A 12,915-nucleotide genomic window follows, 5' to 3' on the forward strand; every position below is an offset into this window, starting at 1 on the left:
GCCCCCTCTCAGTGCGCCGACGTGTGTGCGCGTACGAATGATGAACGGTCGGGCTGTGCGGCCGCGTTCCGCTCCAGCACACCCGTTCGAGTGAACTCGCCCGTTCTCACCGCCGCTTGCCCCTGACGCGTCCGGCTGACCGTCCGGCTCACCGCCGCTGGCCCCTCCTGCTTCCGATCCGTCCGCCTCACAGCCGCTTGACCCCCTTGATGCGTCCGGCGCGGGCGACCCGGGCCCGGGCCGCCTTCACCCGCAGGCCGTTCTTCTGGCCGCCGACGCGCAGGCCGGTGCCGCCGGAGAGCCAGCCGGAGGAAATGTCGGTGCTCTGGGCGGCGGAGCCCGTGTCGGCGAGCGGGTCGTTCTCCGCGCGCCGGGCCAGGGCCATGATCCCGGGGACCACGAACGGGGCGAGCAGCAGGTCGTAGAGGGCGGCGGTGAACAGCAGCCCGCCCAGGCCCACATGGCGGGCGGCGGTGTCGCCGACCAGGGCGCCCACCCCGGCGTAGAGCAGGGTGGAGCCGAGGGCTGCGACGACCACGACGGCCATCGGACCGGTGGCGGACTTCAGGCGGCCGTTGTCGGGCCGGGCGAGGCCGGCCAGGTAGCCGATGACGCACAGCACGAGGGCGTAGCGCCCGGCGGCGTGGTCGGCGGGCGGGGCGAGGTCGGCGAGCAGGCCGGCGCCGAAGCCGACCAGGGCGCCGCCGGTGTGGCCGTAGACCAGGGCGAGGCCGAGGACGGTGAGCAGCAGCAGGTCGGGGACGGCGCCGGGCAGGTGGAGCCGGGCCAGGACGCTGACCTGGATCACCAGGGCGACGACGACCAGGGCGGCGGACAGCAGGATGCGGTTGACGCGCATGGGACTCGTGGCTCCTACTGCTCGGGCTGGAACTGGCCGTCGGCGGGCGCCTGTCCGGACGGCGTCACGGTCACCGTCACGGTGGGCGTGGGAGTCGGCTTCGGCTTGTCGGGGAGCACGGTGTCGCGGGGGTCCTTCTTCGGGGCCTGGACGACGACACCGACGATGTCGAGCTTGGTGAAGCTGACGTACGGCGTGACGTAGAGGGTGCGGGTCAGGTCACCGCCGGAGGGGTCGACCCGGGAGACGACGCCGACGGGGACGCCGGGCACGAAGGGCTTGTCGCCCTGCGAGCCGAAGGTGACCAGGCGGTCGCCCTTCTTCACCTCGGCCTTGCCGTTGAGCAGTTCGACACGGAGCGGGCGGTCGCCCTGGCCGGAGGCGAAGCCGAGTTCGTCGCCGTTCTCCATGCGGGTGCCGACGGTGAAGTCGGGGTCGCTGGCCAGCAGCACGGTGGAGGAACTGGGGCCGACGGTGGTGACGCGGCCGACCAGGCCGTCGCCGTTGAGGACGGTCATGTCCCGCTCGATGCCGTCGTCGGCGCCGACGTCCAGGGTGACGGTCCAGGAGAAGCCCTGGGCCGCTCCTATGCCGATGACCTGGGCGCCCTTGATGCCGTACTGGCCCTCCCCGGCGATCTTGAGCATCTTGTCGAGCTGCGCGAGCCGGCTGCGGCCGCGGTCGTCGCTGCCGAGCTTCGCCTTCAGGGCCGCGTTCTCCTGCTCCAGCCGGGCGAGCCGGTCGTGCCGGTCCCCGGAGTCGCGGATCGCGGAGATCGCGTTGCCGACGGGGTCGACGGCGGACGACACCCCGTTCTCGATCGGGCCGAAGACGGTGGCCGCGGCCTGCCGGGCACCGTCGACCGGGGAATCCTCCCCGCCGCGGATGTCCACCGTGATCAGCGCGAACGCTACGGCGATCAGCAGCACCAGGAGCAGCCGGCTCTCTTTCGTGTCCCTCACGTGCGGCGGCCGTGCCTTCCTCGTCGGAATTCGGGAATTCGTCGGTGGTGCGTAGGCGGTACGTAGGTGATACCTGGGCGATACGCAACCGGTACGTCAGTGGTTGTTCTGTTGTGCGGCGATGGCACCCGGCCCGCCCGGCGGCGCGCGCAACGGGTGTTCTCACGTCTCTATATCAACGATCCGCCGCACGAGAGGAGATCGTCTCGTACGGCGGAACGAAGCGTCACGTCATCTGCGGGGCTGCGCGTCCAGCACCTGCTGGAGCGCCTCGAACTCCTCGACGCACTTGCCGGAGCCGAGCGCCACGCTGTCCAGCGGGTCCTCGGCGATGTGGATCGGCATGCCGGTCTCCCGGCGCAGCCGCTCGTCGAGTCCGCGCAGCAGCGCGCCGCCGCCGGTCAGGACGATGCCCCGGTCCATGATGTCGCCGGACAGCTCCGGCGGGCACTTGTCGAGGGTGGTCTTGACGGCGTCGACGATGGCGTTGACCGGTTCCTCGATCGCCTTGCGTACTTCGGCGGCGGAGATGACGACGGTCTTGGGCAGCCCGGAGACCAGGTCCCGGCCGCGGATTTCGGTGTGCTCGTCGGTGTCGAGGTCGTACGCCGAACCGATCGTGATCTTGATCTGTTCGGCCGTCCGCTCACCCAGCAGGAGGGAGTACTCCTTCTTGATGTGCTGGATGATGGCGTTGTCCAGTTCGTCGCCCGCGACGCGGATGGACTGGGCGGTGACGATGCCGCCGAGGGAGATGACCGCGACCTCCGTGGTGCCGCCGCCGATGTCGACCACCATGTTGCCCGTGGCCTCGTGGACCGGCAGGCCGGAGCCGATGGCCGCGGCCATGGGCTCCTCGATGATGTGCACCTGGCGGGCGCCGGCCTGGGACGACGCCTCGATGACGGCACGGCGCTCGACGCCGGTGATGCCCGAGGGCACACAGACGACGACACGCGGACGAGCCAGATACCGCCGCTTGTGGATCTTCAGGATGAAGTAGCGGAGCATGCGCTCGGTGATCTCGAAGTCGGCGATCACACCGTCCTTCAGAGGTCGCACGGCAACGATGTTGCCGGGCGTGCGCCCGATCATCTTCTTCGCTTCGGCGCCGACCGCGAGAATGCCACCGGTGTTGGTGTTGATGGCGACGACGGACGGCTCGTTGAGTACGATCCCGCGACCCCTGACGTACACCAGCGTGTTGGCGGTCCCGAGGTCGACAGCCATGTCACGGCCGATGAACGACATTGAGTTCCCCATCAGGATTCGACTGGCCTTCCCAGGAGCTTTTGAGGGCTTTTCAGGTCGGCGAAGTGGGTGCAGTGGCGTGAAGGCTTCCATCGTAGACGCGCTTTCGCGAACACTGCGCGAGGGTCTTCGCCATTGTCAGCAGATCACGTCCTGCCTCGCTTGTGGAGACGGGCCGACGGAGGCAAACGTTCCCCCGATCGGCACGCATATGTCACAGGGCGGCCGCTTTTGCGCGACCGCCCTGGTCAGCTGGGCCATTCGGCTGACACACCGTCAGGAAAACGAGGCTCGCCGATTCAGTCGCGGCCCGGGAAGAAGATCTTCAGCTCGCGCTCGGCGGACTCCTCGGAGTCGGAGGCGTGGATCAGGTTCTCCCGGACGATCACGCCGTAGTCGCCGCGGATGGAGCCGGGCGCCGCGGCGATCGGGTCGGTGGGGCCGGCCAGGGCGCGCACGCCCTCGATGACCCGCTCGCCCTCGACGACCATCGCGACGACCGGGCCGGAGGCCATGAACTCCACGAGCGGCTCGTAGAACGGCTTGCCCTTGTGCTCGCCGTAGTGCTGCTCCAGCGTCTCCTGGTCCAGGGTCCGCAGTTCCAGCGCGGTGATCCGCCAGCCGGCCTTGCGCTCGATACGGCTGATGATCTCGCCGGTCAGGCCACGACGGACGGCGTCGGGCTTGAGGAGGACGAGGGTGCGCTGGGTCACTGCGGGCTCCTTGGGAGGTGAGGACGGACCATGTGGTGACTGACACTACCGGGCGTGTCATGGCCCCGGTCACGCAGCGTCAGCCCCACAGGTGGGGTCCGGCCGTCAGGCGGCGTCCGCCTGCGCCGCGAACCGCGCCTTCGCCTCGTCGATCTTCTTGCCGTAGTGCACCGACGCCCACCACAGGCCGGCGAAGACGACCCCGAGGACGTACATCATCGGGACGACGAGCCCGGACGCGACCAGGGCGATCTGCAGCACCCAGCCGAGGGCGACCCCGCCGGGGCGGGTGACCATGCCGCACAGCACCACGCACAGGAACATCGCGATGCCGCTGACCGTCCACACCGTGCCCATGGTGAGGTCGGGGTCCTTCATGGCGACCAGCCCGGCGAAGCCGATCACGAAGAACTCGCCGATCAGCGTCGAGGAGCAGAGGGTACGCACGGGATGTCAGCCCCTTCCCAGCAGCAGTCGGGCCTCGCCGACGGTGATGACGGAACCGGTGACGAGGACCCCGCCGCCGGAGAACTCGCCCTCCTCCTCGGCCAGCGTGATCGCGGCCTCCAGGGCGTCCGGCAGCCGGGGCTCGACCTGGACGCGGTCGTCGCCGAACACCTCGACGGCGATGGTCGCCAGCGCGTCGGCGTCCATCGCCCGGTGGCTGGAGTTCTGGGTGACGACGACCTCCGCGAAGATCGGCTCGAAGGCCTCCAGGAGCCCGCGTACGTTCTTGTCGCCGCTCGCGCCGACCACGCCGATCAGCCGGCTGAAGTCGAAGGCCTCCCCCACCGCCTCGGCGGTGGCGCGGGCGCCGGCCGGGTTGTGGGCGGCGTCCAGCACGACGGTCGGGGAGGTCCGTACGACCTCCAGGCGGCCCGGCGAGGCGACGGCGGCGAACGCCTTGCGGACGGTGTCGATGTCCAGCGGGTCGGGGCGCTGGGCGCCGACTCCGAAGAACGCCTCGACGGCGGCGAGCGCGACGGCCGCGTTGTGCGCCTGGTAGGCGCCGTGCAGCGGCAGGTAGACCTCGGGGTACTCGCCGCCCAGGCCGCGCAGGGTGAGCAGCTGTCCGCCGACGGCGACCTGGCGGGCGACGACGCCGAACTCCAGGCCCTCGCGGGCCACCGTGGCGTCCACGTCCACGGCCTTCTTCAGCAGCACCTGGGCCGCGTCCACCGGCTGCTGGGCCAGGATCACGGTGGCGTCCTGCTTGATGATCCCGGACTTCTCGCCGGCGATCTCGGCGGTGGTGTTCCCGAGCCGGTCGGTGTGGTCGAGGTCGATCGGGGTGACGACGGCGACGTCCCCGTCGATGACGTTGGTGGCGTCCCAGCTGCCGCCCATGCCGACCTCGACGACGGCGACGTCGACGGGGGCGTCCGCGAAGGCGGCGTACGCCATGCCGGTGAGCACCTCGAAGAACGACAGCCGGTACTCCTGCTGCCCGTCGACCATCTCGACGTACGGCTTGACGTCCTGGTACGTCTCGATGAAGCGCTCGGCGCTGATCGGGGCGCCGTCCAGGCTGATCCGCTCGGTGATCGACTGGACGTGCGGTGAGGTGTACCGGCCGGTGCGCAGCTCGAAGGCGCCGAGCAGGGCCTCGACCATGCGGGCGGTGGAGGTCTTGCCGTTGGTGCCGGTGATGTGGATCGACGGGTACGAGCGCTGGGGCTCGCCCAGGACGTCCATCAGGGCGGCGATCCGGGTGACGGACGGCTCCAGCTTGGTCTCGCCCCAGCGGGTGGCCAGCTCGGCCTCGACCTCGCGCAGGGCCTGGTCGACCTCGGGGTCCTCGGGGCGGGCCGGCACGTCGGCCTGCGGGGGGCCGCCCTGGGTGCGCAGGGTGCGGCTGCCGGCCTCGATGACGGCGAGGTCGGGGTCGCGGGTGGTCTGCTCCGCGATCAGCTCGTCGAAGGCGTCGGACTCGTTCTGGTCGCTCACGGGACCAGTCTACGGAGTGCGCCGCAGGGGGTGGGGGCTGGCCTTCGCGGGCGGATGCGGGTCACGTCGTGGCTGGTCGCGCAGTTCCGCGCCCCTGCGGAAGTCCCCGGCGCCCATGAGGCACCGGGGACTGGGCCGAGCGAGAACGCCTTACGCCCGAGGCAGGCGGTCCAGCTGCGCCTGGATTCGGACGATGTCCTCCTCCGCCTTCGCCAGCCGCCCCCGGATCTTGTCGACCACCTGGTCCGGGGCCTTCGCCAGGAACGCCTCGTTGCCGAGCTTGGCCGTGGCCTGGGCCTTCTCCTTCTCGGCGGCGGCGAGGTCCTTGGCGAGGCGCTTGCGCTCGGCCGCCACGTCGATCGCGCCGGAGAGGTCGAGGGCGACCTCCACGCCCGCCACCGGCAGGGTCGCCGTCGCCGTGAAGGACTCGCCCTCCGGCTGGAGGCGCAGCAGCTGGCGGACGGCCGGCTCGTGCGGGGCGAGGGCCGTGCCGTCCAGGGTGAGGCGGGCCGGGACGCGCTGGCCGGGCTGGAGGCCCTGGTCGGCGCGGAAGCGGCGGACCTCGGTGATGACGGACTGGACCAGCTCGATCTCGCGCTCGGCGGCCTCGTCGCGGAAGCCGCTGTCCGACGGCCACGGGGCGACGACGACCGACTCGCCGCCGGTCAGCGTGGTCCACAGCTCCTCGGTGACGAACGGGACGACCGGGTGCAGCAGCCGCAGCGCGACGTCCAGGACCTCGCCGAGGACGCGCTTGCTGACCTCGGCCGCGGCCCCGCCCGCCTGGAACGTGGTCTTGGACAGCTCGACGTACCAGTCGAAGACCTCGTCCCACGCGAAGTGGTAGAGGGCGTCGGAGAGCTTCGCGAACTGGAAGTCCTCGTAGTACGCGTCCACGGCGGCGACCGTGCGGTTCAGCCGGGACAGGATCCAGCGGTCGGTGGACGACATCTCGGACGCGTCCGGCAGCGGGCCCTCGACCGTGGCGCCGTTCATCAGCGCGAAGCGCGTGGCGTTCCAGATCTTGTTGGCGAAGTTGCGGGACGCCTGGACCCAGTCCTCGCCGATGGGCACGTCGGTGCCGGGGTTGGCGCCGCGGGCCAGGGTGAAGCGGACGGCGTCGGAGCCGTACTTGTCCATCCAGTCCAGCGGGTCGACGACGTTGCCGAACGACTTCGACATCTTCTTGCCGCGCTCGTCGCGGACCAGGCCGGTCAGGGCGATGGTCTTGAAGGGGACCTCGCCGTCCATGGCGTACAGGCCGAACATCATCATCCGGGCGACCCAGAAGAAGATGATGTCGTGGCCGGTGAGCAGGACGTCGGTCGGGTAGAACTTCGCGAGGTCCGGGGTCCGCTCCGGCCAGCCCAGCGTCGAGAACGGCCACAGGCCCGACGAGAACCAGGTGTCGAGGACGTCGGTCTCCTGGTGCCAGCCCTCGCCGGTGGGCGGCTCCTCGTCGGGGCCGACGCAGACGACCTCGCCGTCGGGGCCGTACCAGACGGGGATGCGGTGGCCCCACCACAGCTGGCGCGAGATGCACCAGTCGTGCATGTTGTCGACCCAGTCGAAGTAGCGCTTCGACATGTCCTCGGGGTGGATCGCGACGCGCCCGTCGCGGACCGCGTCGCCGGCCGCCTTCGCCAGCGGGGCGACCTTGACCCACCACTGCATCGACAACCGCGGCTCGACGGTCGTGCCGCAGCGCGAGCAGTGGCCGACGGAGTGGACGTAGGGGCGCTTCTCGGCGACGATCCGGCCCTGCTCGCGCAGGGCGGCGACGATGGTGGAGCGCGCCTCGAAGCGGTCCAGGCCCTGGAAGGGACCGTGCGCGGTGATGACGGCCCGCTCGTCCATGACGGTGATCGACTCCAGGCCGTGGCGCTGGCCGATGGCGAAGTCGTTCGGGTCGTGGGCCGGGGTGACCTTGACCGCGCCGGTGCCGAACTCCGGGTCGACGTGGCTGTCGGCGACGACCGGGATGAACCGGTCGGTCAGCGGCAGCTTGATCTTCTTGCCGACCAGGTGCCGGTACCGCTCGTCGTCGGGGTGGACGGCGACGGCGGTGTCACCGAGCATCGTCTCCGCGCGGGTGGTGGCGACGACGAGCGTCTCGTCGCCCTCGCCGTACCGGATGGAGACCAGCTCGCCGTCGTCCTCCTGGTAGTTGACCTCGATGTCGGAGATGGCGGTGAGACAGCGCGGGCACCAGTTGATGATGCGCTCGGCGCGGTAGATCAGCTCGTCGTCGTAGAGCCGCTTGAAGATCGTGCCGACGGCCCGGGACAGGCCCTCGTCCATGGTGAAGCGCTCCCGGGACCAGTCGACGCCGTCGCCGAGGCGCCGCATCTGGCCGAGGATCTTGCCGCCGTACTCCTCCTTCCACTGCCAGACGCGCCGGACGAACTCCTCGCGGCCGAGGTCGTGCCGGGACTTGCCCTCCTCGGCGAGCTGCTGCTCGACCTTGTTCTGGGTGGCGATGCCGGCGTGGTCCATGCCGGGCAGCCACAGCGCCTCGAAGCCCTGCATCCGCTTGCGGCGGGTCAGCGCGTCCATCAGCGTGTGCTGGAAGGCGTGGCCGAGGTGGAGCGAGCCGGTGACGTTCGGCGGCGGGATGACGATGGTGTACGGGGGCTTCTCGCTGGTCGCGTCGGCGGTGAACCAACCCCGTTCTACCCAGCGCTCGTACAGCTTCCCCTCTACGTCGGCCGGCGTGTACTGGGTCGGCAGATCGGTCGTGGGCGCTGCGTGCGGCTGCTGAGTGTTCTCGGTCACCGGGCCAGTTTAGAGGTGTCGCGACCGAGTCCCGAAACCCGTTTCGTTTGTAACGGGTGCGCTCCCCGGTGCCCCGCGCGGACGGCTCCTGAGCCAGGATGTCGGGTACGCGTGAACTTCTGGAGGGGAACCCAGAGATGAGTCAGAACCACCCGGGCCCGTACGGCGGGCAGCAGCCCCCGCACCCCGGTCAGCAGCCGGGTCCGTACGGGCAGCCGGGCCCGTACGGACCGCCGCCGCAGCCGCCCCAGGCACCGCAGCCCGGCTACGGCTACCCCCAGCAGCCGGCCGCCCCTCCGCAGACCCCGCCGGGCCCGCCCCAGCCGCAGCCCGGTTACGGCTATCCACAGCAGCCCCCACAGGGCGTGCCCCCGCAGCAGCCGCCACCGCCCTACGGTCAGCAGGCCCCCTACGGCCAGCAGGGCGGCCCCTACGGCCAGCAGCCGCCGTACGGACAGCAGCCCGGCCCCTACGGCCAGCAGCCGCCGTACGGTCAGGCCCCCTACGGCCTCCCCCAGCCCCCGCCGCCGGCCGGCGGCAAGAAGAAGGCCGGGCTGATCATCGGCGCGGTCGCGGTGGTCGCCGCGATCGGGGTGGGCGCCTACTTCGTCTTCGGCGCGGACGGCGGTTCCAGCTCCGTGGCGGACGACGGCGCGCACAAGCTGGCGACGCCGAAGACGGTGCTGGACGAGTACACCCTCATGCCTGGTTCCTCCAACAGCGACGAGCTGACCGAGACGCTGGAGAAGAGCGGTGTCGAGAAGGGCAAGACCGTCATCGGTGTCTACTCGACCTTCGACTACATGGATTACGACTCGAGCGACCCCAGCGCGGTGCCGGACGATTACTCCTTCCTCACCTACGCCGGCGCCTACGGCGAGATCGAGGACCCCGAGGCCACGCTGGACTCGTTCTTCTCGTCGGAGAAGGCGGCGGGCGCCGAGAGTACCGAGGACACCCGGGCCGAGCTGGTCGGCGAGCCCGTGGCGGTCGACCTCGACGGCGCGGTCATGAAGTGCCAGGAGGCCAGGGGCACCAGCCCGCTGACCAAGGAGGAGAAGTCGGACTGGTTCTGCGCCTGGGCCGACCACAGCACCTTCGCCTTCGTGTCCCCGGGCCGGGTGAAGGACAGCATGTCCAAGGAGACCGCCGTGGAGATCACCAAGAAGCTCCGCGAGGAGGTCCGCGTCAAAGCGTGACCGGCCGGCGCAGAGTGAGAGGGGCCCCGGTCTTGTCGACCGGGGCCCCTCTCACTGTGCGCTACGCCGACTTCTGCTCGCCGGGCCCGCGTCCGCCGCGCGAGTCGCGGGGGATCAGCGTCGGGTTGACGTTGGAGAGGACCACGTCGGCCGTGATGACGACCCGGGCGACGTCCTTGCGGGACGGCACCTCGTACATCACGCCCTGGAGGACCTCCTCCATGATGGCGCGCAGGCCACGCGCGCCGGTCTGGCGCAGGATCGCCTGGTCGGCGATGGCCTCCAGCGCCTCGCGCTCGAAGTCCAGCTCGACGCCGTCGAGTTCGAACAGCCGCTGGTACTGCTTGACCAGCGCGTTGCGCGGCTCGACGAGGATCTGGAGCAGGGCCTCGCGGTCGAGGTTGTGCACGGAGGTGAGCACCGGCAGCCGGCCGATGAACTCGGGGATCATGCCGAACTTGACCAGGTCCTCCGGCATGACCTCCTGGAAGTGGTCCTGCGACTCGCGCTCCCGCTTGGAGCGGATCTGCGCGCCGAAGCCGATGCCCTTGGCGCCGGCCCGGGCCTCGATGATCTTCTCCAGGCCCGCGAAGGCGCCGCCCACGATGAACAGCACGTTCGTCGTGTCGATCTGGATGAACTCCTGGTGGGGGTGTTTGCGGCCCCCCTGCGGCGGCACCGAGGCCGTGGTGCCCTCCAGGATCTTGAGCAGCGCCTGCTGGACGCCCTCGCCGCTGACGTCGCGGGTGATCGACGGGTTCTCGCTCTTGCGCGCGACCTTGTCGATCTCGTCGATGTAGATGATGCCGGTCTCGGCCTTCTTGACGTCGTAGTCGGCGGCCTGGATCAGCTTCAGCAGGATGTTCTCGACGTCCTCGCCGACGTACCCCGCCTCGGTGAGCGCCGTGGCGTCGGCGATCGCGAACGGGACGTTCAGCATGCGGGCCAGCGTCTGCGCCAGCAGGGTCTTGCCGGAGCCCGTGGGGCCCAGCAGGAGGATGTTGGACTTCGCCAACTCGATGGCGTCCTCGCGGCTTTGGGCGCCGCCGTTCTCACCGGCCTGGACCCGCTTGTAGTGGTTGTACACCGCGACGGAGAGCGCCTTCTTGGCGGCCTCCTGGCCGACCACGTACCCCTCGAGGAACTCGTAGATCTCGCGGGGCTTGGGGAGCTCCTCCCAGCGGACCTCGCTGGTCTCCGCCAGCTCCTCCTCGATGATCTCGTTGCAGAGGTCGATGCACTCGTCGCAGATGTACACACCGGGCCCTGCGATGAGCTTCTTGACCTGCTTCTGGCTCTTGCCGCAGAACGAGCACTTGAGCAGATCGCCGCCGTCACCGATGCGTGCCACGGTGTGCTTCCCCTTCGCCTGGGAGACTCCTGGACGCCGAGGTCCAGCGGACTCCTGGTGCTGCCTTATGTCGACGGTACCTTGCCTGGACCCCCGTCCGGGCCCCCCTTGGCACGGTTCACGTTGGCGTGAACCGTGCCGAACCATGCCAAGGGGCGGCAGACGATACAGCCTCTCGCCTCAGCTCGTCTCAGCGGAGGGAGGAGTTGTCCATCTTCCGGGTGGTGATGATCTGGTCGATCAGACCGTAGGAGAGCGCGTCCTCGGCCGTGAGGATCTTGTCGCGCTCGATGTCCTCGCGGATCTTGTCGATCTCCTGGGTGGAGTGCTTGGCCAGCATCTCCTCCAGCTGCGTACGCATCCGCAGGATCTCGTTGGCGGCGATCTCCAGGTCGGAGACCTGGCCGCGGCCGGTCTCGCTGTAGGGCTGGTGGATCAGCACGCGGGCGTTGGGCAGCGCCATGCGCTTGCCGGGGGTGCCGGCGGCGAGCAGGACGGCGGCGGCGGAGGCCGCCTGGCCCATGCAGACCGTCTGGATGTCCGGCTTCACGTACTGCATCGTGTCGTAGATGGCCGTGAGGGCCGTGAACGAGCCGCCGGGGCTGTTGATGTAGACCGAGATGTCCCGGTCGGGGTCCATCGACTCCAGGCACAGCAGCTGCGCCATGACGTCGTTGGCGGAGGCGTCGTCGATCTGGACGCCGAGGAAGATCACCCGCTCCTCGAAGAGCTTGGCGTACGGGTCGTACTCGCGCACGCCCTGGGAGGTGCGCTCGACGAAGCGGGGGATGACGTAGCGGGACTCGGCCGTGGGGCCGGTGTACTCGGCGCGGGCGCGGTCGTACAGGCCGCTGCCGGGGATGTCGTTCACAGTGTCTCCTGGAAAGAGCTGAGGCGGTCGGCTGGGGGGCTCGGGATAAGGGGCTCAGGCGCCCGTGCCGCCGCCGCCCGGCATGCCCGCGGCCGTGGCGATGACGTCGTCGATGAGGCCGTACTCCTTGGCCTCGAAGGCGTCGAACCAGCGGTCGCGGTCCGAGATGCGGGTGATCTCCTCGACCGTCTGGCCGGTGTGCTGGGCGGTCAGCTCGGCCATGCGCTTCTTGGTGTGCAGCAGCCGCTCCGCGTGGATCTTGATGTCCGAGGCGGAGCCGGCCAGGCCGGCGGAGGGCTGGTGGACCAGGATCTCGGCGTTCGGCAGCGCGAAGCGCTTGCCGGGCGTGCCCGCGCTGAGCAGGAACTGACCCATCGAGGCCGCGAGGCCCATGGCGATGGTCACCACGTCGTTCTTGATGTACTGCATGGTGTCGTAGATCGCCATACCGGCCGTGATCGAACCGCCCGGGCTGTTGATGTACAGGTAAATGTCCTTGTCCGGGTCGGAGGCAAGGAGCAGCAGCTGTGCGGTGATCTTGTTCGCGATGTCGTCGTCGACCGGCTGGCCGAGGAAGATGATCCGCTCGCCGAGCAGCCGGTTGTAGACCTGGTCGCCGAGGCCACCACCGATGGAGGGCTCGCCGGCGGCTGAGGGCATCAGATTCGTCACGTATCCACCTGCTCGTCTTACGACGGCGCCGGGCCGTCTCACGTTTCCCTGCGGGGCTGGAGCCGTATTCGGGGACTCCACTGCCCTCGTATTCATGGACCCTAACGCGCGGGTCCCTTCGGGGAATCCCGCGAAGTGGGGTGTTCGCCGGGGGCGTAGCGTCGTCGTGACTTCTCGTCGTCGGCGGCTGCGGGTGCGTCGTGGCCGCGCGCGCCCCGGGGCGGAGCCGCGTGGACACAGCCCCGTGCCCTTGGGGACGCTGCCCCGCCGGACGACGGGAGGGCCCCGGGGTTGTCCCCAGGGCCCTCCCTACGA

General features: G+C 70.0%; 11 protein-coding genes. 1 reads left to right on the forward strand and 10 read right to left on the reverse strand.

The window, feature by feature from the left end:
- Positions 1 to 187: 187 nt before the first annotated feature.
- The 7 genes from mreD to ACIQR3_RS12985 all read right to left on the reverse strand — a co-directional run bounded on the left by mreD (position 188) and on the right by ACIQR3_RS12985 (position 8,507).
- Positions 188 to 859 carry a rod shape-determining protein MreD gene (mreD, locus tag ACIQR3_RS12955; protein WP_403537841.1) on the reverse strand — a complete coding sequence of 224 codons (672 nt, stop codon included), beginning with the start codon at positions 857 to 859 and terminating at the stop codon, positions 188 to 190.
- Between the two features lie 14 nt (positions 860 to 873).
- Positions 874 to 1,821 (reverse strand): rod shape-determining protein MreC, encoded by a 948-nt coding sequence (gene mreC, locus ACIQR3_RS12960; RefSeq protein ID WP_403537843.1) that lies wholly within the window; start codon positions 1,819 to 1,821, stop codon positions 874 to 876.
- A 231-nt stretch (positions 1,822 to 2,052) separates the two neighbouring features.
- Positions 2,053 to 3,072 (reverse strand): rod shape-determining protein, encoded by a 1,020-nt coding sequence (locus ACIQR3_RS12965; RefSeq protein ID WP_006133575.1) that lies wholly within the window; start codon positions 3,070 to 3,072, stop codon positions 2,053 to 2,055.
- A 299-nt stretch (positions 3,073 to 3,371) separates the two neighbouring features.
- Positions 3,372 to 3,785: a nucleoside-diphosphate kinase gene (gene ndk, locus ACIQR3_RS12970; protein WP_403537845.1), complete on the reverse strand. Its 414-nt coding sequence runs from the start codon at positions 3,783 to 3,785 to the stop codon at positions 3,372 to 3,374.
- Between the two features lie 105 nt (positions 3,786 to 3,890).
- Positions 3,891 to 4,232, reverse strand: a complete 342-nt coding sequence (locus tag ACIQR3_RS12975; RefSeq protein WP_403537846.1) for a DUF4233 domain-containing protein — start codon at positions 4,230 to 4,232, stop codon at positions 3,891 to 3,893.
- Between the two features lie 6 nt (positions 4,233 to 4,238).
- Positions 4,239 to 5,732 carry a bifunctional folylpolyglutamate synthase/dihydrofolate synthase gene (locus tag ACIQR3_RS12980; protein WP_403537848.1) on the reverse strand — a complete coding sequence of 498 codons (1,494 nt, stop codon included), beginning with the start codon at positions 5,730 to 5,732 and terminating at the stop codon, positions 4,239 to 4,241.
- Between the two features lie 150 nt (positions 5,733 to 5,882).
- Positions 5,883 to 8,507: a valine--tRNA ligase gene (locus tag ACIQR3_RS12985; protein WP_403537850.1), complete on the reverse strand. Its 2,625-nt coding sequence runs from the start codon at positions 8,505 to 8,507 to the stop codon at positions 5,883 to 5,885.
- A gap of 137 nt (positions 8,508 to 8,644) precedes the next feature.
- On the opposite strand from ACIQR3_RS12985, the gene ACIQR3_RS12990 reads away from it, so the two are divergent.
- Complete coding sequence (locus ACIQR3_RS12990) at positions 8,645 to 9,706, forward strand: hypothetical protein (RefSeq protein ID WP_403537852.1); 1,062 nt, start codon at positions 8,645 to 8,647, stop codon at positions 9,704 to 9,706.
- A gap of 61 nt (positions 9,707 to 9,767) precedes the next feature.
- On the opposite strand, the gene clpX is transcribed toward ACIQR3_RS12990, so the two are convergent.
- The 3 genes from clpX to ACIQR3_RS13005 all read right to left on the reverse strand — a co-directional run bounded on the left by clpX (position 9,768) and on the right by ACIQR3_RS13005 (position 12,588).
- On the reverse strand, positions 9,768 to 11,057 hold the full coding sequence (gene clpX, locus ACIQR3_RS12995; RefSeq protein WP_215168995.1) for an ATP-dependent Clp protease ATP-binding subunit ClpX: 1,290 nt from the start codon (positions 11,055 to 11,057) through the stop codon (positions 9,768 to 9,770).
- Between the two features lie 190 nt (positions 11,058 to 11,247).
- Positions 11,248 to 11,928 (reverse strand): ATP-dependent Clp protease proteolytic subunit, encoded by a 681-nt coding sequence (locus tag ACIQR3_RS13000; RefSeq protein ID WP_403537854.1) that lies wholly within the window; start codon positions 11,926 to 11,928, stop codon positions 11,248 to 11,250.
- Between the two features lie 54 nt (positions 11,929 to 11,982).
- Positions 11,983 to 12,588, reverse strand: a complete 606-nt coding sequence (locus ACIQR3_RS13005; protein WP_403538426.1) for an ATP-dependent Clp protease proteolytic subunit — start codon at positions 12,586 to 12,588, stop codon at positions 11,983 to 11,985.
- Positions 12,589 to 12,915: the final 327 nt, after the last annotated feature.

The sequence above is a fragment of the Streptomyces sp. NPDC090994 genome (assembly GCF_044768905.1).
In the GTDB taxonomy this organism is placed as follows: Bacteria; Actinomycetota; Actinomycetes; order Streptomycetales; family Streptomycetaceae; genus Streptomyces.